The organism is Cellulomonas sp. NPDC057328, from assembly GCF_042667215.1.
Taxonomy (GTDB): domain Bacteria; phylum Actinomycetota; class Actinomycetes; order Actinomycetales; family Cellulomonadaceae; genus Cellulomonas.
On the sequence record NZ_JBHUZW010000005.1, the window covers coordinates 1 to 20576 of the forward strand.

General features: G+C 75.6%; 20 protein-coding genes. 9 read left to right on the forward strand and 11 right to left on the reverse strand.

Annotation, left to right across the window (positions count from 1 at the left end; all coding sequences use genetic code 11):
* Positions 1-69: 69 nt before the first annotated feature.
* The 8 genes from ACFUMH_RS01875 to ACFUMH_RS01910 form a co-directional block, all read right to left on the reverse strand.
* Positions 70-1878, reverse strand: coding sequence for an AMP-dependent synthetase/ligase (locus tag ACFUMH_RS01875; RefSeq protein ID WP_378199504.1), 1809 nt, complete (start codon positions 1876-1878; stop codon positions 70-72).
* 38 nt (positions 1879-1916) lie between these two features.
* Positions 1917-2708 carry an amino acid ABC transporter ATP-binding protein gene (locus ACFUMH_RS01880; protein WP_378199507.1) on the reverse strand — a complete coding sequence of 264 codons (792 nt, stop codon included), beginning with the start codon at positions 2706-2708 and terminating at the stop codon, positions 1917-1919.
* Positions 2705-3526 (reverse strand): amino acid ABC transporter permease, encoded by an 822-nt coding sequence (locus tag ACFUMH_RS01885; protein WP_378199510.1) that lies wholly within the window; start codon positions 3524-3526, stop codon positions 2705-2707. Before ACFUMH_RS01885 ends, ACFUMH_RS01880 begins: the two co-directional genes overlap by 4 nt.
* Positions 3526-4380: a transporter substrate-binding domain-containing protein gene (locus tag ACFUMH_RS01890; RefSeq protein WP_378199513.1), complete on the reverse strand. Its 855-nt coding sequence runs from the start codon at positions 4378-4380 to the stop codon at positions 3526-3528. The genes ACFUMH_RS01885 and ACFUMH_RS01890 overlap by 1 nt, the downstream gene beginning before the upstream one ends.
* Positions 4381-4522: 142 nt before the next feature.
* On the reverse strand, positions 4523-7183 hold the full coding sequence (valS, locus tag ACFUMH_RS01895) for a valine--tRNA ligase (protein ID WP_378199516.1): 2661 nt from the start codon (positions 7181-7183) through the stop codon (positions 4523-4525).
* 32 nt (positions 7184-7215) lie between these two features.
* A complete protein-coding gene (locus ACFUMH_RS01900; RefSeq protein ID WP_378199519.1) occupies positions 7216-8004 on the reverse strand; it encodes a DUF305 domain-containing protein in 789 nt (262 codons plus the stop codon).
* On the reverse strand, positions 8001-8642 hold the full coding sequence (locus ACFUMH_RS01905) for a DUF3105 domain-containing protein (RefSeq protein WP_378199522.1): 642 nt from the start codon (positions 8640-8642) through the stop codon (positions 8001-8003). Before ACFUMH_RS01905 ends, ACFUMH_RS01900 begins: the two co-directional genes overlap by 4 nt.
* Positions 8643-8717: 75 nt before the next feature.
* Entirely contained in the window at positions 8718-9275 is a 558-nt protein-coding gene (locus tag ACFUMH_RS01910; RefSeq protein ID WP_378199524.1) for a CGNR zinc finger domain-containing protein, read from the reverse strand.
* A gap of 200 nt (positions 9276-9475) precedes the next feature.
* Here ACFUMH_RS01910 and ACFUMH_RS01915 point away from each other — a divergent pair, with 200 nt between their 5' ends.
* Positions 9476-10465 carry a DMT family transporter gene (locus tag ACFUMH_RS01915; protein WP_378199527.1) on the forward strand — a complete coding sequence of 330 codons (990 nt, stop codon included), beginning with the start codon at positions 9476-9478 and terminating at the stop codon, positions 10463-10465.
* Here the strand turns inward: ACFUMH_RS01915 and ACFUMH_RS01920 are convergent.
* Positions 10449-12641 carry a PQQ-dependent sugar dehydrogenase gene (locus tag ACFUMH_RS01920; RefSeq protein ID WP_378199530.1) on the reverse strand — a complete coding sequence of 731 codons (2193 nt, stop codon included), beginning with the start codon at positions 12639-12641 and terminating at the stop codon, positions 10449-10451. The two genes, ACFUMH_RS01915 and ACFUMH_RS01920, sit on opposite strands and share 17 nt — an antisense overlap.
* Positions 12642-12861: 220 nt before the next feature.
* On the opposite strand from ACFUMH_RS01920, the gene ACFUMH_RS01925 reads away from it, so the two are divergent.
* The 6 genes from ACFUMH_RS01925 to ACFUMH_RS01950 all read left to right on the forward strand — a co-directional run bounded on the left by ACFUMH_RS01925 (position 12862) and on the right by ACFUMH_RS01950 (position 17576).
* On the forward strand, positions 12862-13281 hold the full coding sequence (locus tag ACFUMH_RS01925) for a hypothetical protein (RefSeq protein WP_378199533.1): 420 nt from the start codon (positions 12862-12864) through the stop codon (positions 13279-13281).
* Position 13282: 1 nt separating this feature from the next.
* Positions 13283-13537, forward strand: coding sequence for a helix-turn-helix transcriptional regulator (locus ACFUMH_RS01930; protein ID WP_378199536.1), 255 nt, complete (start codon positions 13283-13285; stop codon positions 13535-13537).
* Positions 13538-13622: 85 nt separating this feature from the next.
* Positions 13623-14639 (forward strand): NAD(P)-dependent alcohol dehydrogenase, encoded by a 1017-nt coding sequence (locus ACFUMH_RS01935; protein WP_378199539.1) that lies wholly within the window; start codon positions 13623-13625, stop codon positions 14637-14639.
* Positions 14640-14718: 79 nt separating this feature from the next.
* Positions 14719-15720, forward strand: a complete 1002-nt coding sequence (locus ACFUMH_RS01940; RefSeq protein ID WP_378199541.1) for a TIGR03557 family F420-dependent LLM class oxidoreductase — start codon at positions 14719-14721, stop codon at positions 15718-15720.
* A gap of 7 nt (positions 15721-15727) precedes the next feature.
* Positions 15728-16516 (forward strand): coenzyme F420-0:L-glutamate ligase, encoded by a 789-nt coding sequence (locus ACFUMH_RS01945; RefSeq protein WP_378199544.1) that lies wholly within the window; start codon positions 15728-15730, stop codon positions 16514-16516.
* 190 nt (positions 16517-16706) lie between these two features.
* On the forward strand, positions 16707-17576 hold the full coding sequence (locus ACFUMH_RS01950; protein ID WP_378199547.1) for an alpha/beta hydrolase family protein: 870 nt from the start codon (positions 16707-16709) through the stop codon (positions 17574-17576).
* Positions 17577-17594: 18 nt separating this feature from the next.
* On the opposite strand, the gene ACFUMH_RS01955 is transcribed toward ACFUMH_RS01950, so the two are convergent.
* Positions 17595-18863 (reverse strand): DUF418 domain-containing protein, encoded by a 1269-nt coding sequence (locus ACFUMH_RS01955; protein WP_378199550.1) that lies wholly within the window; start codon positions 18861-18863, stop codon positions 17595-17597.
* A 160-nt stretch (positions 18864-19023) separates the two neighbouring features.
* The gene (locus tag ACFUMH_RS01960; protein WP_378199553.1) at positions 19024-19593 is read right to left on the reverse strand and encodes an HhH-GPD-type base excision DNA repair protein; all 570 of its coding nucleotides are present in this window, start codon (positions 19591-19593) and stop codon (positions 19024-19026) included.
* A gap of 151 nt (positions 19594-19744) precedes the next feature.
* Between ACFUMH_RS01960 and ACFUMH_RS01965 the strand changes: the two genes are divergently transcribed.
* Together ACFUMH_RS01965 and ACFUMH_RS01970 are read left to right on the forward strand one after the other, a co-directional pair.
* Entirely contained in the window at positions 19745-20182 is a 438-nt protein-coding gene (locus tag ACFUMH_RS01965) for a hypothetical protein (protein WP_378199556.1), read from the forward strand.
* Positions 20179-20565, forward strand: a complete 387-nt coding sequence (locus tag ACFUMH_RS01970; protein ID WP_378199559.1) for a DUF2750 domain-containing protein — start codon at positions 20179-20181, stop codon at positions 20563-20565. The genes ACFUMH_RS01965 and ACFUMH_RS01970 overlap by 4 nt, the downstream gene beginning before the upstream one ends.
* Positions 20566-20576: the final 11 nt, after the last annotated feature.

Consider the following 20576-nt stretch of genomic DNA (forward strand, 5'->3'; position numbering starts at 1 on the left):
GGGCCCGCACCGGGCCGGCGCCGTCGTCGTCGGTGCACCCCCGGTGCGGGCGGGCCGGTGCCGGGCGGTTCAGTGCCGCGTGTCGACGTACAGCGCGTCGACGTCGGCCGCGAGGTCGGCGAGCACCTTCGCGCGCTTCACCTTGAGCGACGGCGTGAGGTAGCCGTTCGCCTCGGTGAAGTCCGTGGTCAGCACGCGGATCTTGCGGATCGACTCCGCGCGCGAGACGGCCTCGTTGGCGCGGTCGACGGCCCGGTCGAGGGCCTCGAGCACCTGCGGGTGCGCCGACGCCGCGACGACGTCCATGGGCGGCAGCCCGTGCGTCGTCAGCCAGCCGGGGAGCATCTCCGCGTCGAGCGTGACGAGCGCCCCGATGAACGGCCGCTGGTCGCCGACGACCACGACCTGGCTGACGAGCGGGTGGCCGCGCAGCCGGTCCTCGAGGACGGCGGGGGCGACGTTCTTGCCGCCGGCCGTCACGATGATCTCCTTGCTGCGGCCCGTGATCCGCAGGTAGCCGTCCTCGTCGAGCGTCCCGAGGTCGCCCGTGCGGAACCACCCGTCGACGAGCGCCTCGGCGGTCGCCTCCGGCTGGTTCCGGTAGCCGCGGAAGACGTGCGGCCCCTGCACCCAGATCGCGCCGTCGTCGTCGACGCGCAGCGCGGTGCCCGGGTAGGCGGGACCCACGGTGCCGATCTTCGTGAGCTCGGGCCGGTTGACGGCTGTCGCGGCGGAGGTCTCCGTGAGGCCGTAGCCCTCGAGCACGTGCACCCCGATGCCGCGGTAGAAGTGGCCGAGCCGCTCGCCGAGCGGCGCGCCGCCGGACACGGCGTACTCCGCGCGTCCGCCGAGCGCCTCCCGCAGCCGCTTGTGCACGAGGGCGCCGGCGAGCCGGTGCTGCGCCGCGAGGGCGGCGCTCGGGCCGCCGGCCGTGTCGCGGGCGCGGGAGTGCGCGATCGCGACCTTCGCGGCCCACCGGAACAGCCGCAGGCGCGCACCCGTGCCGGCCTTCTGCTCGGCCGCGTTGTAGACCTTCTCGAACACCCGCGGGACGGCCAGCACGAACGTCGGCTGGAACGACGCGAGGTCGGGCAGGAGGTTGCGCGTGTCGGGCGTGTGGCCGAGGACGGCGCCCGACGTCACGCACAGCACCTCGATGAAGCGGGCGAACACGTGGGCGAGCGGCATGAACAGCAGGGTCCGGGACGTGGGCTTCGAGACGACGTCCGCGAGGCCGACGGCGCCGTTGCGGGTGAGCTCGACGAAGTTGCCGTGCGTGAGCTCGACGCCCTTGGGCCGTCCCGTGGTGCCGGACGTGTAGATGACCGTGGCGAGGTCGGCCGCGCGCGTGGCGCGCCAGCGGCGCTCGACCTCCTCGTCGGTCACGTCGGCGCCGCGCTGGACGAGGGTCGTGAGGGCGCCCTCGTCGAGGACGAGCACCTCGTCGAGGTCCGGCAGGTCGTCCCGCACCTGCGCGACCACGGCCGCGTGCGCGGGCGTCTCGACGACGGCCGCCCGCACGCCCGAGTCCGAGGCGATCCAGCGCACCTGGTCCGCCGACGACGTCTCGTACACCGGCACGCCGACGCCGCCGGCCGCCCACACGGCGAAGTCCACGAGCGTCCACTCGTACCGCGTGCGGGACATGATGGCGACGCGGTCGCCCGGCTGCACGCCCGACGCGACGAGGCCCTTGGCGACGGCCGTCACCTCGGCGACGAACGCCTGCACGGTGACGGGCTGCCACGCGCCCCCGAGCCCGGTCTGCCGCTCGGCGAACACCCCCTGCGGGTCGCGGGCGAGCCGGTCGGCGAGCATCGACGGGATCGACGCGCCGGGGTCGGCGGGGACCAGGGCGGGGGAGTGGAACTCGGGCATCGTCGGCTCCGGGACGGCGGCGGTGGACGCTGTCGACCCTAGACCTGCGGCGACGTGCCCGACGTGTCGTGGCGGTGCGTCGGGTCCAGCACGCGCTGCAGGAACGCGCGCGTGCGCGGCTCCTGCGGGGCACCGATGACCTGGTCCGCGGGGCCGGTCTCGACGACCTGGCCGTCGTCCATGAACACGACCCGGTCGCCGACCTCGCGCGCGAACGCCATCTCGTGCGTGACGACGACCATCGTCATGCCGGCGTCGGCGAGGTCGCGCATGACGCCGAGCACGTCGCCGACGAGCTCGGGGTCGAGCGCCGACGTCGGCTCGTCGAAGAGCATGAGCTGCGGGTCCATCGACAGGGCGCGGGCGATCGCGACGCGCTGCTGCTGCCCGCCGGACAGCTGCGCGGGCATGGCGCGCGCGCGGTCCGCGAGGCCCACGCGCTCGAGGTTCGCCAGGGCGACGCGCTCGGCCTCCGCGCGGTCGCGGCGCAGGACCGTGCGCTGCGCCATCGTGCAGTTCTCGAGCACCGAGCGGTGGCTGAACAGGTTGAACTGCTGGAACACCATGCCGACGTGCGTGCGCACGCGGTCGATGTCGACGTCGGGGTCGGTCACCTCCGCGCCGAGCACCTCGATGCTGCCCGACGTCGGCTGCTCGAGGAGGTTCACGCAGCGCAGGAGGGTCGACTTGCCCGAGCCGGAGGGGCCGACGACGCAGACGACCTCGCCCGCAGCCACCTCCAGGTCGATCCCGCGGAGGACCTCGCGCTCGCCGAACGACTTGCGCAGGTCGCGGACCCGGACGACGGGGCGGTGGGCGTCGGCGCTCATGCGCGGCCTCCGGTGCGTCGCTCGAGCCGGCGGGTGAGCAGGCCGAGCGGGATGGTGATGACGAGGTAGCAGGCGCCGATGACGAACAGGCCGGTGAGTCCGCCCGAGGCGGTGGAGAGGGCGTCGCGGCCGACCTTCGTCAGCTCGAACTGCGCCGGCGTCTGCCCGAGGATGAAGAGCAGCGACGTGTCCTTGGTGAGGAGCAGGACCTCGTTGGTCATCGGCGGCAGCACGGTGCGGAACGCCTGCGGCAGGACGACCTTCGCCATCGTCCGCGTGTGCGACATCCCCAGCGAGCGGGCCGCCTCCACCTGGCCGCGCGGCACCGCCTCGATGCCCGCGCGCACGGTCTCGGAGATGTACGCGGCCGCCACGGAGCCGAGGGCGATCGCCGCGACGGCGATGATCGACGTCAGCGCGATCCCGAAGGCGATCGGCACGGCGTAGCCCACCGCGATGACGACGAGCAGCGCGGGGATGCCGCGGAAGAACTCGACGTAGGTCGTCGCGATCCAGCGGTACGGCGCGACGGACGACAGCCGCATGAGCGCGAGCAGCGTGCCGAGCGTCAGGCCGACGGCGAACGCGACGAGCGTGTACGTGACGGTGTTGAGGAACGCCCGGGGCAGGCTGTCGACGATCTCGGCGGCCGCTGCCGGGTTGAAGATCGTCTCCCCGACCGTGCTCCAGTCCGCCGTCGCGGCGAGCAGCACGGCGACCGCGAGCAGCACGACGTACTGGATGCCGCGGGAGACCCGCGCCCGCCGGCGCGGGCTCGTGCGAGCGCGGCCGGCGGGCGTGGACAGGTCGACGGACATCAGTCGGTCGGCTCGGCGGTGGTGCTGGCCTCGCCCGTCGGGGCAGGCTCGTCGGTCGCCGCGGCCTCGCCCGTGCCGAACCACTCGGCGACGATCGCGTCGTACGTGCCGTCCTCCTGGATGCGGGCGATCGTCGCGTTCGCCGCCTCGAGGAGCGCGGTGTTGCCCGTGCGGACCGCGACGCCGTACTGCTCACCGGTCGGCACGACGAAGGACACCTCGAGCTCGTCGTCCGCGTAGGGCTCGAGGACCGTGACGTCGTTGACGACGACGTCGACCTGGCCGTTGCGCAGCGCCTGGATCTGCAGGCCGAGGTCCTCGAACTCGACGCCCTGCAGGCCCTGCTCGGCGACCCAGTCGGCACCGGTGGTGGCCTGCTGCACGCCGATGGTCAGGCCCTCGAGGTCCGCCTCGTCGGCGACCGTGGAGCCCGCGGCGACGAGGACGCCCTGGTCCGCGTCGAAGTACGGGTCGGTGAAGTCGACGTTCTCCTCGCGCGCCTCGGTGATCGTGATGGCGGACGCGGCCATGTCGCACTGGCGGGCGTTGAGCGCCGCGCCGGACTCGATGGCGTCGAAGCCGGTGTTGAGCGGGCGCAGCTCCACGCCGAGGTCGGCCGCGATCTCGCCCGTGATCGCCATGTCGAGGCCGACGATCTCGCCGTCCTGCTCGAACTCGAACGGCTCGTAGGGCGGGTTCGTGCAGACCGTCAGGGCGTCGGCCGAGACGAGCTCGAGGCCCGCCTCGCCGGTGGCGCCGGCGCTCGGCTCCTCGGAGCCGGAGCCGCCCGAGCAGGCGCCGAGCGCGAGGACCGCGCCGGCCACGAGGGCGGTGGTGGGGATGAGGTGACGCATGGGGTTCCTTCCGTGCTGGAGCGCGGATGACTATACGGCGCTCAGCATGGCTATACGGAATCGGACGGTCCGGGACCGGGGTCCCGGGACCGCGCCGGGTGCGGCGCGGCCGGACGGGCGGTGGCCCGCCCGGCGCGTCGCCTCAGGACCGCGCGACCGCCTCGCCGAGGCGGGCGTCGCGCGCGACGACGGCCTCGGCGTCGGCGTCCACCAGCTCCAGCGTGCCCGTCGCGCGACCCGCGGACCGCACGTCGTCCAGCGCGACCTCGACCGCGGCGCGCAGCGCCGTCGGCACCGCGAGCACGGCGTGCTCGATCGGGGTCCGCATCGAGACCTTCGCCTCGGACTTCACCTTGCGCAGGGCCGCCAGCGCGGCGCCCGCCCCGGCGACCACGCCCGCATCCGCGTCGCCGGCCGCCGCGCGCAGCGGCTCGGCGGTCGGCCACGACGCGCGGTGCACCGAGCCCTCGCGCCACCACGACCAGACCTCCTCGGTGGCGAACGGCAGCACCGGCGCGAACAGGCGCAGCAGCGTGTCGAGGGCGATCCCGAGCGCGGCGCGCGCCGAGGCGGTCGCCGCCGGGATGTCGCCGGCCGCGGCGCCCGCCCCGTAGGCGCGGTCCTTGACCAGCTCGAGGTAGTCGTCGCAGAACGTCCAGAAGAACGTCTCCGTCGTCTCGAGCGCGCGCGTGTGGTCGTACGACTCGAGGGCGGCGGTGGCCGTCTCGACCACCTGCGCGAGGCCCGCGAGCATCGCGCGGTCGAGCGTCTCGGTGACGAGGGTCGGGTCGGTGACCACCGGCTCGGCCGGGTCGCCGAACGACAGCACGAACTTGCTGGCGTTGAGCACCTTGATGGCGAGGCGGCGGCCGATCTTCATCTGGCCGACCTCGAACGCCGCGTCGGTGCCGAGCCGCGCCGAGGCCGCCCAGTACCGCACCGCGTCGGAGCCGTGCTCCTCGAGCAGCCCCAGCGGCGTGACGACGTTGCCCTTGGACTTGCTCATCTTCTTGCGGTCGGGGTCGAGGATCCAGCCGCTGATCGCCGCGTCGGTCCACGGCAGCGACCCGTTCTCGAGGTGCGCGCGCACGACCGTCGAGAAGAGCCAGGTGCGGATGATGTCCTGCCCCTGCGGGCGCAGGTCCATCGGGAACGTCCGGGCGAACAGGTCGGGGTCGTCCAGCCAGCCGCACACGACCTGCGGGGTCAGCGAGCTGGTCGCCCACGTGTCCATGACGTCGGGGTCGGCGACGAAGCCGCCGGGGACGCCGCGCTGGTCGGCCGTGTAGCCGGCCGGGACGTCGCTCGTCGGGTCGATCGGCAGCGCCGCCTCGTCCGGCGTGATCGGGGCGTCGTACCGCGGCTCGCCGGCCTCGTCGAGCGGGTACCAGACGGGGAACGGCACGCCGAAGAAGCGCTGGCGCGAGACGAGCCAGTCGCCGTTGAGACCGCCGACCCAGTTGTCGTAGCGCACGCGCATGAAGTCGGGGTGGAAGCCGAGCTCCTGGCCGCGCGCGAGCAGGGCGGTGCGCAGGTCCTCGTCCCGGCCGCCGTTGCGGATGTACCACTGCCGGCTGGTGACGATCTCGAGGGGCTTGTCGCCCTTCTCGTAGAAGTTCGCCTTGCGCTGCGTGGCCACCGGCTCGCCGAGCAGGTCGCCGGAGTCGCGCAGCGCGGCCACGAGCGCCTCGCGCGCCGAGAACGTCGTCTTCCCGGCGATCTCGCCGTAGAGCGCGCGGCCGTCCTCGGACGCGATCCACTCCGGGGTGTCGCGCAGCACGCGGCCGTCGCGGCCGACCACCGAGCGCGTGGGCAGCCGCAGCTCGCGCCACCACTGCACGTCGGTCAGGTCGCCGAACGTGCAGCACATCGCGATGCCGGCGCCCTTGTCGGGCTCCGCGGCCGGGTGGGCGAGCACGGGCAGCTCGACGCCGAACAGCGGGCTCGTCACCGTGGTGCCGAACAGATGCTGGTACCGCTCGTCGTCGGGGTGCGCGATGAGCGCGACGCACGCGGGCAGCAGCTCCGGGCGCGTCGTCTCGATGACGACCTGCTCGCCGTCGGGGCGGTGGAAGGCCACCTTGTGGAAGGCGCCCGGGTAGTCGCGCGCCTCGAGCTCGGCCTGCGCGACGGCGGTCTGGAACGTGACGTCCCACAGGCCGGGGGCCTCGGCCTGGTACGCCTCGCCGCGCTCGAGGTTGCGCAGGAACGCGCGCTGGGAGACGGCCCGGGCCCTGCGCCCGATCGTCTGGTACGTCAGCGACCAGTCGACCGACAGGCCCAGCCGGCGCCACAGCGCCTCGAACTGCTGCTCGTCGTCGGCCGTCAGGCGCTCGCACAGCTCGATGAAGTTGCGGCGCGAGACGGGCACCTGGTCACCGGGCCTCACGGCCTTGCCGTCGGTGCCCTGGTGCGGCGGCGTGAGGTCGGGGTCGTAGGGCAGCGACGGGTCGCAGCGCACGCCGTAGTAGTTCTGCACGCGGCGCTCGGTGGGCAGGCCGTTGTCGTCCCAGCCCATGGGGTAGAAGACCTCGTACCCCCGCATGCGGCGGTAGCGCGCGACGACGTCGGTGTGCGTGTACGAGAACACGTGGCCGACGTGCAGCGAGCCGGAGACGGTCGGCGGCGGGGTGTCGATCGAGTACACCTGCGCGCGCTCCTTCGAGCGGTCGAAGGAGTACGCGCCGGCGGCGGTCCAGGCGCCGTCCCAGCGCTCCTCGAGCCCGTCGACGGTGACCTTGTCCGGTACCTGGCGGGCGGGGGCGCTCGTCGGGGCGTCGGGACGTGAGGTCAGGTCGGTCATGGGCACACATCCTTCCACGCGTCGCGCGACGCTCAGACGCCCGCCGGCCGCCCGCCCCGCTGCGCGAGGAGCTCCTGCAGCACCTGGACCTCGCGGGACTGGGCCGTGATGATGCCGCGAGCGAGCCGCCGGACCTCCGGTTCGCCCGCCCGCTCGGCCGCCGCCTGCGCCATCGCGACGCCGCCGACGTGGTGGTCGACCATGAGGGCGAGCCACAGCCGCTCGGCGTCGGCGCCGTCGGACGCCTCGAGCGCCGCCATGCGCTCCGGGGTGACCCAGCCGGGCATCGCGGCCAGACCGGTGGCGGCGGGGTCGCCGGCCGGGGTGGCCGCGGCACCACCGTGCCCATGCCCGTCGGCCATCCACGCCATCGGGGGGCGCGCGCCCGCCACCGGGAGGCCCCACATCCGCAGCCACGCGACGAACTGCCCGATCTGCTGCTGCTGGGCGGTCAGCACGTCGAGCGCGACCGCACGCAGCACCGGGTCGTCGGAGCGGTCGCGCAGGAGCACCGACAGCTCGACGGCCTGCGCGTGGTGCGCCTGCATGTCGCGCGCGAACCCCGCGTCGACCGACGCGTCGCCCGGGACGGCGCGGTCAGGGCGGGCGACGAGCACCGCACCGAGCGCGGTGCCCGCCACGAGCGTGAGGGCCAGCGCGAGGCCGACGACGGCGCGCGCCGACCCGTCGAGCGCGCGCCACGTGCGGGTGAGCGCCGACCCGCCGTGCGCGCCGTCGCCCGTCGTGCCGCCCGCCGTGCCGTCCGACTCGCCGCCCGTCGTGCCGTCAGCGGCGCCGTCGACCGTGTCCCGGTCGGTCACGCCGGCTGCCCGACGCCGCTGCTGCACAGCGCGCCCGCCTCGGGCAGCTCGGGGTTGAGCAGGTACTTGCGGACGAACACGTCGAGGCGCTCGTCGTCGGCCGCGTCGAGCTGCAGCTGGTGGCCCCACGCCGTCGCGACGACGGGCGAGGGCAGGCCCTCGTACGGGCTGACGAGCACGTACGACTCGTCGGCGGCCTGCTCCTCGAGCAGCGCCACCTGGTCGGCCGCCAGCTCCGGGTCGTACGTGAGCCAGATCGCGCCGTGCTCGAGGGAGTGCACCGCGTGCTCGTCGACGACCGGCTCGTCGTAGACGCCGCAGTTCTGCCAGACGGCGTCGTGCGCCCCGCCCGCGGGCGGCGTCTGCGCGTAGTCGACCGTGCCCTCGACGTGGTCGAAGACGAGCCCGTCGAACGACTCGACGCCCTCGATGTCGGCCGCCGCCTCGGCCTCGAGCGCGGCCGTGCGGCGGGCCTCGCCGACGAGGACGACCGTCGTCACGCCGACCAGACCGAGCACGAGCGTGCCGGCGACGGCCGAGACGGCCACGGTGCGGCGGCGTGACGCCCGCGCCTGCTCCTTGCGCAGCTCGGCCAGCCTCGCGGCGCGCTCGTCCTTCGTGCGGGGCTTCGTGCTCATGTCCGTCCCGTCCTCGTGCGCGACGCGGTCGCCGCGCGGTCGGCCAGGAAAGATGAACCTTCAATGGTTGACGGTTCACGTGTCGCTCGTCACGGCGCGCCGGGCGCGGTACGCCGCGACGTGCGCCCGGTTGCCGCAGCCGTTCACGTCGCAGAACCGCCGCGACCGGTTGCGGGAGAGGTCGACGAGCACCGCGGTGCAGTCGTCGGCGGCGCACGTGCCCATGCGGTCCCACTCGTCGGAGCGCACGAGGTCGGCGGCGGCGAGCGCGGTCTCGGCGAGCACGACCGAGGCGAGCGGCGCGTCGTCCGCGGTGGCGTGCAGGTGCCAGTCCATGTGGTCGTGCCGGACGAGCGACGGCACCGCCCGCGCGTCGCGCAGCATCGCGTTGACCGCGTCGGCCGCCGCGTCGCGGTCGGCGCCCCACAGCGCACCGACGCGGTCCCGGGCGGCGCGCACGGCCGCGAGCTCGGCCGCGTCCCCGCCGTGCGGGCCCGTGTAGAGCCAGCGCGCCCGGTAGGCCGCCACGTCGGCGACCGAGGCGAGGGCGTCCGTGCCGTCCCGCCGCCGCGCCGTGTTCACCAGGTCGGCGGCCGCCCGGAGGTTGGCCTCGGTGTCATGGGCGAAAAGCACGTTGACTCCTGTCGCGACGGCGCCGTAGCGTCACGAGCATAGGAGCGGATGACACCTGACACCGGCGATCCCGGGGCGCGTCACCGCTCGTCGCGACGGCCGCCCGGCCGGCGCGTCCGTCCGCCCGCGACCGCGGGCCCGGGTGTCGGGAGACACACGTGCAGGGCACGCGTGCGCGCAGCGCAGGGATCGTCGCGGGGGTGGTGGCCGCACTCGCCTTCGCCACGAGCGGGCCGGTGGTCAAGCCGCTGCTCGCCGCGGGGTGGTCGCCGGGGGCCGCGATCGTCGTCCGCCTGACCCTCGGGGCGCTGCTGCTCGCGGGCCCCGCCCTGTGGGCGCTGCGCGGGCGCTGGTCCGTCCTGCGCGCGGACGCCGGCACGGTCGTCGGCCTCGGGGTGATGGGCGTGGCCGGCGCCGCGACGCTCTACTTCCTCGCCGTCGACCGGCTGCCCGTCGCCGTCGCGCTGCTCGTGGAGTTCACCGGGCCGCTGCTGCTCGTGCTGTGGGGGTGGGTGCGCAGCCGGCGCGCCCCCTCCCGCACGACGCTCGTCGGGGCCGCGCTCGCCATGGGCGGCCTCGTGCTCGTCCTCGACGTCACGGGTGCGGTGACGCTCGACCCGCTCGGGCTCCTGTTCGCGCTCGGCGCCGCGGTCGGCAACGCCGCCTACTTCGCGCTCACCGCCCGCCCGATCGCGCTGCCGCCCGTGACGCTCGCCGGGGCCGCGATGGCGGTCGGCGCCGCCACGGTGGGCCTGCTTGCGCTCGTGGGCGTGCTGCCGGTCGCGGCGCCGGACGTGCGCGTCGACGTGCTCGGCGCCACCGTGCACTGGGCGGTGCCGCTCGCCGTCGTCGGGGTGCTCCCCACCGCGGTCGCGTACGGGGTGTCGGCGGCGTCCGTGCGCCTGCTGGGGGAGCGCGTCGCGTCGTTCCTCGGCCTGTCCGAGGTGCTGTTCGCCGTCCTGCTCGCCTGGGTGCTGCTGTCCGAGGCGCCGAGCGGCGTCCAGCTGGTCGGGGCGGCGCTGGTCGTCGCCGGCGTCGCCGTGGTCCGGCGCGGTGCGGACCGCGACGTCGACTCGGGCGCCGCGCCGGTGCCTGCCGCCGAGGTCGCACCGGCCGCCGTCGCACGGCCGACGGACGTCCCGCTCACCGACGTCCCGCCCGCCGACGCCGCCGTCACCCCCCGAGCGTGAGCTGCAGGACCCGCTCGTCGCTGTTGTTCGCCACCGAGTCCTTGTCGCCGCGCGTGCTGGTCGTGACCCACAGCGTCCCGCCGGCGCCGGGCTCGACCGTGCGCAGCCGCCCGTAGGTGCCCTGCAGGAGCGACTGCACCCCGGTCAGCGACCCGTCGGCCGTGATGGTCGCGCGGTAGAGGCGCGTGCCGCGCAGGCAGGCGATCCACAGGGTGTCACCCACGACGGCGATGCCCGAGCAGGACGCCGCCGCGACCGGCGTGGTCAGCCTCGGCGCGACGAGCCCGGGCGCGGAGCAGCTGCCGCTCGTGCCCTCGCACTGCGGCCAGCCGTAGTTGCCGCCGCGCACGACCAGGTTCGTCTCGTCCATGACGGAGTTGCCGAACTCCTGCTGCCAGAGCCGCCCGCGGGAGTCGAACGCGAGGCCCTGCGGGTTGCGGTGGCCGTAGCTCCACACCGCGTTGCCGAACGGGTTGTCCGCCGGGACGCGCCCGTCGGGGTGGATCCGCAGGACCTTGCCGGCGAGGTTCGCCGTGTCCTGCGCCCACTGCGGGTTCTGCCCGTCGCCCGTGGCGACGTAGAGCATGCCGTCCGGCCCGAACCGCAGGCGTCCGCCGTTGTGGTACTTGTTCCGCGGGATGCCCTGCACGAGCACCTGCGGCGTCCCGGACAGGGCGCCGTCGACGTAGCGCACGCGCACCACGCGGTTGTCCGTCGCGGTCGTGTGCATGACGTACAGCCAGGGGTCCGCCGTGAAGTCCTCGGCGACGGCGAGGCCGAGCAGCCCGCCCTCGCCGTCCGTGCCGACGAGGCCCGGCAGGGTCCCGACGACCCGGGTGGCCCCCGTCGCCGGGTCGAGGCGGACGACCTGGCCCGCGTCGCGGCGTCCGTAGAGCACGGAGCCGTCGGGCAGCTCGACGAGGCCCCACGGCAGGTCGCGGTCCGTCGCGACCGTGCGCACGGAGCAGATCGCGCTGCTGCACCCGGAGCCCGTCGTGACGCGGGCGGCGGCGGACGGCGCGGACCGGTTGCCCGCCTGGTCGCGCGCCCGGACCGTGTACGCGTACGCCGTGGCGGGGGCCAGGCCGGAGTCGACGAACGACGTCGCGGACCCGGGCACCTGGCCCACGACGGCGCCGTCGCGCAGCACCTCGTACCCGGTGACCCCGACGGCGTCGGTCGAGGCGGTCCACCGCACCGTGACGGACGTGCCGGTGGCGCTCGCGGCCACGCCGGTGGGCGTCGTCGGGGCGGTCGTGTCCGTCTGGCACGGCGGCACCGCGAGCTCGAGCGTCGGGCTGGCCTGCGACACGTTGCCCGCGGCGTCGCGCGCGTTGACGTACAGGCCCCACGAGACGCCGGGCACGAGGGTCAGCGGGGTGCTCGTCGCCGGCGCGGGCACGCTGAGCATGTGCTGGCCGTCGTGGTAGACGTCGTAGGCGGTGACGCCGACGTCGTCGGTCGAGGCGGTCCACGCGAGCGTCACGGCCGTGCACGTGAGCCCGGTGACGCGCAGCCCGCCCGGGGCGGTGGGCGCCGCGGTGTCGGCGCCCACGGGCTCGAGCCGCCACTGCTCGTTGGCGCCGCCGTGGTCGCGCCACTGGATGACGCGGGCGCCGTCCGCGCGTGAGGCGTCGCGGACGTCGAGGACCATCCCGCTGTGCCGCAGCGCGAGCCGCACGTGCCCGTCGGGGGAGTCGAGGAGCCGGACCTGCTGGTGGGTCGCGGTGCCCGCGGTCGCCTGCACCGCGGCGGCGCCGCGCGTGCGGGACGCGTCGGCGACCTGGACGGCCTTGCCGGAGTGTCGCGCACGCAGCGAGTACCAGCCGTCGCCGGCGTCGACGAACCGCCACTGCTGCGACGCGCGGCCGTCGCGGGTGGTCTGGACGAGCGCGGCGCCGTCCGCCGTGGACGCCCCGCTGACGTCGAGCGCCTTGCCGCTGTGCCGGTTGACGAGCACGTACCAGCGCGCCGGGTCGACGGTCGCGGCGGCGGCCGGTGCGGCGGCCGCGGGGACGCCGAGCGCCGCGAGCGCGGCGACGAGGACGCCGGCCAGGAGGCGGCGCCGGTCACGGAGCAGGGCGTGCAGGCCGTGCCTCGGGGCGCGCAGCGGTGTGCGGCGCCGGGGCGCGGCGGGCACGGGTCGGCGGTCGGGTGCGGGCGTGGTCGGCGGCATCGTCGGGTCCCTTCGGGCGCGGCTGCTCGTGACCCTCCGCCGCCCGCCGCCGGCGGGCAAGCCCGGTGGGGCGTCTGAAGCGGTTCAGCACGGGTGGTCGCCGCGCGACGCACCGGATCGGGGCTCGCCGGCGCGCCGGACGTCAAAGATTCTTGACACGACGACGCCGTCGCGCCATGCTCGGCATGTCAAGAATTCCAGACATCGAGAGGTGGCCGCCGTGTCGTACGAGGAGAAGGGCACGTGGGTCTACGCCCTCGTGGCGCTCGGCGCCTGGACGACGTACGTCGTGATCGTGCTGGGGCGCGCGGACGGGGGAGACCCCACGCACGTCGCCTACGTCCCCACCCTGATCTGGACCGTGGTGGTCTCCGCTCTCGCGCCGACGCTCGGGCGCGTGCTCGTCGAGGTGGTGCGCCCGAGCGACACGCACCGCGCCGACGTCCGCGACCGGGAGATCGACCGGCGCGGCGAGTACGTCGGCGGCATCGTGCTCGGCGTCGCGATGGTCGGGCCGTTCGCGCTCGCGCTCGCGGACGCCGACACCTTCTGGGTCGCGAACGCGATCTACACCGCGTACGTGCTGGCCGCCGTCGTCGGCTCCGCCGTCAAGCTCGTCGCCTACCGGCGCGGTCTCTGACGTGGGCCCCACCCCGAAGCCCACGCGGGTCACCAACCGCATCCGCGCGCTCCGCGCCGCGAGCGGCGACATGACGCAGGCCGAGCTCGCCCGGCGGATCGGCGTGACGCGCCAGACCGTCATCGCGATCGAGCAGGGCCGCTACTCGCCGTCGCTGGAGACGGCGTTCCAGGTCGCCCGGGCGCTCGGGGTCCGGATCGACGAGGTGTTCGCCTACCCCGCGCAGCCGGAGGACGCCGAGCACCCCGGCGGCTGACCGGCGCGCACGCGCGTCGTGCAGCACGACCGTCCCGTCATCGCCCGCCCGCCTGCCCGCACCCGCTCACCCACCAGGAGCCGACATGACCGCGCACGCGCCCGCACCCGTCCCCGCCGCCGACGTGGCGACCACGCCGGTCGTCGTCCACGACCGCTACGGGCCGCCGTCCGTCCTGCGTCCCGACCGCCGGCCGCTGCCGGTCGCCGGTCCCGGCGACGTCGTCGTGGCGGTGGAGGCCGTCGCCGTGAGCCGCGCCGAGTGCGCGTTCCGCGCGGCCGACCCGCCGGTCGCGCGCCTCGCCACCGGGTTGCGGCGTCCCCGCCACCGGGTCCTCGGCGGCGACGTCGGGGGGACGGTCGCGCAGGTCGGCGCCGGCGTCGACGGCCTGCGACCCGGCGACCGCGTCGTCGCGCAGACGGGCATCGCGATGGGCGGCTACGCGGGGCACGTCCGTGTCCCGGCGGACGCCGTGACGCGCGTGCCGGACGGGCTCGACCTCCGCGCGGCGGTCGCCGTCGTCGAGGGCGGGTCGACCGCGCTGCCGTTCGTGCGCGACCACGCCCGGGTGCGGCCCGGCACCCGGCTGCTCGTCAACGGCGCGGCCGGTGCCGTCGGTGCCGCGGCCGTGCAGATCGCGGCGCACCTCGGCGCCGAGGTCACGGGCGTGTGCAGCACGGGCCACGTCGACCTCGTCCGCTCGCTCGGCGCCGCGGCGGTGGTCGACCGCACCCGGACGCGCCTCGAGGACGTGAGGGGCCCGTTCGACGTCGTCCTCGACGCGGTCGGGACCAGCTCCGCGCGGCGCTGCCGCCACCTGCTCGCGCCCCGTGGCCTCTACCTGACGACGGTGCCGAGCGCCGACATCCTCGTGCGGACCGCGCTGCGCCCCCTGTCGCGGGGACGGTCCGCCGCGATCGCGTTCACGGGGCTGCGGCCGGCGTCGGCCCGCGCGGCCGACGTCGCGGAGCTCCTGACGCTCGCCGGGACGGGCGCCGTGCGCGGCGTGGTGGACCGCACGTGGCCGCTCGCGCAGGCCGCGGACGCGCACGCCTACGTGGAGGCGGGGCACAAGGCGGGCACGGTCCTGCTCCTGCCCTGAGCAGCCCCGCGCGACCGCGTATCGTCACGAGAGGCGGTGCCCCGGGGTGCCGCGACGACACCCACGTGGAGGACGACGGATGGCTGACCTGACGGTCGGGTACGCGGCGATGCTCGAGCAGTTCCACCCCCGGGAGGCGGTCGAGCTCTCGGCGTACGCGGAGCAGCACGGCTTCTCCGGCGTCATGGCCGCCGACCACTTCCAGCCGTGGGTGCCCGCGCAGGGCCAGTCGTCGTTCGTGTGGAACGTGCTGACGGCGATCGGCGAGCGCACGACCGGCGACATGGGCCCGGGCGTCACCGCGCCGACGTTCCGGTGGCACCCCGCGATGGTCGCGCAGGCGTCCGCCACGCTCGCGGCGATGTACCCGGGGCGGCACTGGCTGGGCCTGGGCTCGGGCGAGGCGCTCAACGAGCACGTCGTGGCCGGCTACTGGCCCGAGGCGCCCGAGCGGATCAACCGCATGTTCGAGGCGATCGAGATCATCAAGAAGCTGTTCACCGCGTCGCTCGCCGGCAAGGACGTCAAGCACGCGGGGCCGTTCTACAAGCTCGAGTCGACGCGCCTGTGGACCATGCCGGAGGAGGCGCCCGAGATCCTCGTGGCCACGGCCGGTCCGGTGACGGCCAAGCGCACCGGCAAGCACGCGGACGGGATCATCACCGTCGGCGCGCCGCTCGAGAAGATCTCCGGCCTGTTCGGCAAGTTCGCCGAGGGGGCCCGCGAGGCCGGCAAGGACCCCGACGCGATGCCGAAGGTGCTGCAGCTCCACCTGTCGTGGGCCGAGACGGACGAGCAGGCGCTCGCGAACGCGATGCACGAGTGGCCCAACGGCGGCATGAAGTTCCCCAAGGCCGACATCCGCTCGCCGTTCGACTTCGAGCAGATGGCCAAGCTCGTCCGTCCCGAGGACTTCCAGGGCCGCATGGTGATCTCCGCGGACCCCGACGTGCACCGCGCCGAGATCCAGAAGTACGTCGACCTCGGCTTCGACCGCATCTACCTGCACAACGTCGGCCGCAACCAGCGCGAGTGGGTCGAGGTGTTCGGCCGCGACGTGCTGCCGAAGCTGGCGCGGTGACGGTCCGGTGACCGAGCTGCGCGTGTGGGCGCCGGACGGCGTCCCCGAGGTCGTCCCCGGCGACGACCTCGTCACCCTGCTGGCGGCCGCCCTCGACGCGGACGCGGCCGCCGAGCCGTCGCACGCGCTCGCGGACGGCGACGTGCTGGTCGTGACGAGCAAGGTGCTGTCCAAGGCGGAGGGGCGGGTCGTCGCCGCCGACGACCGCGAGCAGGCCATCACCGACGAGACGGTGCGCGTCGTCGCCACCCGCGAGCACCCGGGCGGGGTGACGCGCATCGTCGAGAACCGGCTGGGGCTCGTCATGGCCGCGGCGGGCGTCGACGCGTCGAACACCCCCGAGGGCACCGTGCTGCTGCTGCCGGTGGACCCCGACGCCTCGGCCCGGGCCCTGCGCGCGGGGCTGCAGGCGCGCCACGGCGTGCGGCTGGGCGTCGTCGTCACCGACACCGCCGGCCGGCCGTGGCGGCAGGGCGTGACCGACCTCGCGATCGGCGCGGCGGGCGTGCAGGTGCTCGACGACCTGCGCGGACAGCTCGACTCGCACGGCCGGCCGCTGACGATGACGGTGGCGGCCGTGGCCGACGAGCTCGCGGGCGCCGCCGAGCTGGTCAAGGGCAAGGCCGCCGGCCGGCCGGTCGCCGTGGTGCGGGGCGTGGGTCACCTGGTCACGGCCGACGACGGGCCGGGCGCGCGCGTGCTCGTGCGGACCGGTCCGGACGACATGTTCCACCAGGGCTCCGCCGAGGCCTACGCGCAGGGGTGGAAGGACGCGCTGGAGACCGGCGGGCGCTGAGCGGCGTACTGCTCCGGTGGTGCGCGTGTCAGACGTCCGTGCAGGTCAGGCGTCCGTGAGCGAGGGCGGCCGCGTCGTCGGGCGGGCACGGGGTGAGATCGGGGTCGCGTCGTTCCGCTTCCGCGCGGGCGGAGTTATCGTCGATGACGACTCGAGTCGTCCATCGTCCTGACTCTTCCCGGAGACTCTCGTGCGCCCTCGTCCAGCCCCCGTCCGTCTGCTCCTCGCGGCCCTCACGGCCGCCCTGCTGGGCGGCGCCGCGTCGCCCGCCCACGCCACCACCTCGAACCCGTACGAGCGCGGCCCCGCCCCGACGGCGTCCGGCCTCGAGGCGGCGCGCGGCCCGTTCGCCGTCGAGCAGGTCACGGTGTCCCGGTACACCGTGTCCGGCTTCGGCGGCGGCACGATCTACTACCCGTCCGACCAGTCGCAGGGCACGTTCGGCGCCGTCGCCGTCTCGCCCGGCTACACCGCCCGGCAGTCGAGCATCGCGTGGCTCGGCCCGCGCCTCGCGTCGCAGGGCTTCGTCGTCTTCACGATCGACACGACGCGCACCAGCGACCAGCCGTCCTCGCGCGGCGACCAGCTGCTCGCCGCACTGCGGCACCTCACGACCAGCAGCCCCGTGCGGACCCGCGTCGACCCGGCGCGGCTCGCGGTCATGGGGCACTCGATGGGCGGCGGCGGCGCGCTCGAGGCCGCCAAGGACGCGCCGACGCTGCAGGCGGCGATCCCGCTGACGCCGTGGAACATCGACAAGTCGTGGCCGGAGATCACGACGCCCACCCTCGTCATCGGGGCGCAGAACGACTCCGTGGCCTCCGTGCGGACCCACGCGGAGCCGTTCTACGAGTCGATCCCCGCGAGCACCCTGAAGACGTACCTGGAGCTGCGCGGCGCCAGCCACTACGCGCCGGTCCTGTCGAACACGACCATCGCCCGGAACAGCATCGCCTGGCTCAAGCGGTTCGTCGACGACGACCTGCGCTACGCGCCGTTCGTCTGCCCGGCGCCGTCGGGATCGGCGTACTCGGAGGTGCGGTCGGTCTGCCCGTCCTGACCGACGGCGGCGTCGCCCTCAGCGGGCGGGCGCGGATGCGCGCGGGCGGTAGACGAGGCGGCGGTACAGCGCCTCGGCCGGCCCGCGGCGTCCCGCCCGCTCGAGGGCGACGGCGACCGCCACGGTGACCAGCCAGACCCCGACGGCCCACGCGACGACGCCCGCCGACGACAGGTCGTCGCCCAGTCCGCCCGCCCACGCGGCCAGCGGCAGCACGAAGAGCACCGACTGCAGCAGGTAGCAGGTGAGCGACCGGACCCCCACGGCGCGCAGCGCGCGCCCCACCGGACCGAGCGTCGCGACGGTGCTGCGGCGCGCCGCGACGACCCACGCGACGAGCGCCGCGAACGCCACGCCGCCCGCGGTGCCGCTGACCTCGTGCAGGGCCGCCACGCCGAACAGCTCGCCGGCGCCGGGTGTCCACACCCGCGCCACGGCCAGCGCCATCGGCAGGCCGCCCAGGACGCTCACGGCCAGGCCGCCCACGACCCACCGGCGCAGCAGCGGCAGGTGCGCCGCCGGGTCCTCCAGCACGCCGCGCCGGGCGAACCACAGGCCGAGGAGCACGAGGGGCAGCGCCGCCACGGCGCCCAGCGGTGCGATGAGCACGGACCACGAGCGCAGCAGCATCGCGCCGAGCACCGAGCCCTCGGACGACGCGAGCACGTCCGACTGACCCATCAGGTCGGGCTGCGTGGCGGACCACGCGGCGAGGGTCTGGACGGCGCCCATGAGGACGCCGGACGCGGCGAGCGCGATCCCGCCCACCACGGCCAGGCGGCGGCCCGGCGCGCGGACGAGCGCCACGGCGACCAGACCGGCCACGCCGTAGATCGCGAGGATGTCGCCCCCGAACAGCAGCACGATGTGCACGACGCCGAACACGACGAGCCACGCGGCACGGCGCAGCAGGTCGGCGCGGCACGCGGGCCACGGCACCCACTCGGCGGCCCGCCGCCGCACGACGACACCGATGCCGTACCCGTAGAGCAGCGCGAACATCGGCATGGTCCGCCGGTCGACGAACAGCGAGACGACGCCGTCGACGACGCGGTCGAGCGTCGAGCCGTCCACCGGCCGGCTCCCGGCGCCGACCTGGACGCCCCACAGGTGCAGCACCGAGTTGGCGATCGCGATGCCGAGCAGCGCGAGACCGCGTGCGACGTCGGGCGCGACGGCGCGGTCGCCGAGCGCGACGGGGGCGACGGCGGGGACGGGAGGGGGCGGGGCCGGTGCCGGGGGACGTGCCCCGGCGGGGTGCGGTGCGGGCGGCGTGGGCGAGCTCATGGGCACCATCCTGGCGAACCGGGCGGTGCGGGCGCCTCGGTCGCGAGGTGGGTCCCGTCCTCCACCGCCGGGACGACGCGCGGCTCCGTCGTGCGGCCGCCGCGCGGGTCGGTCGACCGGTGGACGCGCCGGCGCCGCCGACCGCCCCGGGTCGCGGGCGTCAGCGCGCCGCCTTCGCCGCCGCCTTCGCCGCCTTCTTCGTCTCCCGGACCCGGCCGAGCGAGTCGGGGTCCCGGACGTCCGCGATCGACCGGAACTCGTCGTCGCCGTACGCTCCGGCGGCCTCGCGCCAGCCGGCCGGCGTGACGCCGCGCTGCTTGCCGAGCAGCGCCAGGAAGATCCGCGCCTTCTGGTCGCCGAACCCGGGCAGGGCCTTGAGCCGCCGCAGCACCGTGGGGCCGTCGGGGTCGCCGTCGGTCCACAGGCGCGTGACGTCGCCGTCGTACTCGTCCACGACGGCACGCGCGACCGCCTGGATGCGGCCGGCCATCGAGCCGGGGTAGCGGTGCACCGCGGGCGGCGTCGCGCAGAGCGCCGCGAACGCCTCCGGCTCCGCGTCGGCGACGCGCCGCGGGTCGAGCCCGCCCATCCGGTCCGCGATCTTGGCCGGCCCGGCGAACGCCGTCTCCATCGCCACCTGCTGGTCGAGCAGCATGCCCAGCAGCAGGGCGAAGGGGTCCTCGTCGAGCAGGCGGTCGGCCGCCGCGTCACCCGTCATCCAGAGCGCCATACGGGTCATCCTCGCGCACCCGGCTTCCACCGGCACGCACCTCCCTGCACACTGGGCACCGCCCGTCAGGTCGCGGCGGTGCTGAACTGGAGTCAGGGGGAGTAATGACCGGATCGGGACGCGCGACCGCCGGCAGGCGACGGGGACCGCGATGGAGCCCCTGACCAACGCGCGCGTCGTGGCGCTGCGCGAGCAGGTGCTGCGCCGCTGGGGGGACGACGTCGTCGAGGAGCACTGGGACGGACCGCTGTGGCGCGTCGGCGTGCCCCGGCACGGCTGGACCGTGGAGGCGGAGGACCTGGACGGGTACTGGGCCGTGCTCGTCGAGCCGCACGGGCACGCGTTCGAGACGCACGACGCGACCGTCGGCACGCTCGTGCGGTTCGTGGCCGCCGCGGTCGCCGGGGACCTGTGGCTGGTGCGGTGGCGCATCGGCCGGCTGGCGTCGGGCAGCTGGCTCGAGGACGGCGACGGCGTCGGGTTCACCGGCGGCCCGGGCGGCGCCTGGCTGGACCGCGTGGCGGCGTCGCTGCCGGGGTACCGGCGGACGCGTGCGCGGCTCCTCGACGAGCAGGCGGGCACGGCGTGACGGCCGGGGTGGGCGCGTTCTGCGCCGCCGCGGTCGCCGCGGGGTGCGTGTGGGTGCTCCGCGACGCCGACGGGTACGTCACGGTCGCCGCCGCGGAGGGCGGCCGCGCGGCCATGCCGTTCTGGTCGAGCCGCGCGTTGGCGGCGACGGTCACCCGGCGGGCGCCCGCGCAGCACCGCCTCGTCCCGGAGCCGGTGGACCTCGAGGCGTTCCTCGGCCGGTGGCTGCCGGGGCTCGGGCGGGACGGGCTGCGCGTCGGCGTGGACTGGTCCGGGGTGCGGGCCCGCGGGCCGGAGGTGGAGCCGCACGAGCTGGCGGGCGCGCTCGTCGTCGCCGGGCGCGCCGGGCCGCGCACGGTGACGGGCGGGGCCGGCGTGGGGTGACGCACGCCGGC

Excerpts from the sequence above, each read along its gene's own strand:
- ACFUMH_RS01935 (WP_378199539.1), top strand. The coding sequence starts at position 13,623 with ATGACCGCGCACGCGCCCGCACCCGTCCCCGCCGCCGACGTGGCGACC.
- valS (WP_378199516.1), bottom strand. The coding sequence starts at position 7,183 with ATGACCGACCTGACCTCACGTCCCGACGCCCCGACGAGCGCCCCCGCC.
- ACFUMH_RS01965 (WP_378199556.1), top strand. The coding sequence starts at position 19,745 with ATGGAGCCCCTGACCAACGCGCGCGTCGTGGCGCTGCGCGAGCAGGTG.
- ACFUMH_RS01890 (WP_378199513.1), bottom strand. The coding sequence starts at position 4,380 with ATGCGTCACCTCATCCCCACCACCGCCCTCGTGGCCGGCGCGGTCCTC.
- ACFUMH_RS01960 (WP_378199553.1), bottom strand. The coding sequence starts at position 19,593 with ATGGCGCTCTGGATGACGGGTGACGCGGCGGCCGACCGCCTGCTCGAC.
- ACFUMH_RS01905 (WP_378199522.1), bottom strand. The coding sequence starts at position 8,642 with ATGAGCACGAAGCCCCGCACGAAGGACGAGCGCGCCGCGAGGCTGGCC.
- ACFUMH_RS01880 (WP_378199507.1), bottom strand. The coding sequence starts at position 2,708 with ATGAGCGCCGACGCCCACCGCCCCGTCGTCCGGGTCCGCGACCTGCGC.
- ACFUMH_RS01940 (WP_378199541.1), top strand. The coding sequence starts at position 14,719 with ATGGCTGACCTGACGGTCGGGTACGCGGCGATGCTCGAGCAGTTCCAC.
- ACFUMH_RS01920 (WP_378199530.1), bottom strand. The coding sequence starts at position 12,641 with ATGCCGCCGACCACGCCCGCACCCGACCGCCGACCCGTGCCCGCCGCG.
- ACFUMH_RS01955 (WP_378199550.1), bottom strand. The coding sequence starts at position 18,863 with ATGAGCTCGCCCACGCCGCCCGCACCGCACCCCGCCGGGGCACGTCCC.
- ACFUMH_RS01885 (WP_378199510.1), bottom strand. The coding sequence starts at position 3,526 with ATGTCCGTCGACCTGTCCACGCCCGCCGGCCGCGCTCGCACGAGCCCG.
- ACFUMH_RS01875 (WP_378199504.1), bottom strand. The coding sequence starts at position 1,878 with ATGCCCGAGTTCCACTCCCCCGCCCTGGTCCCCGCCGACCCCGGCGCG.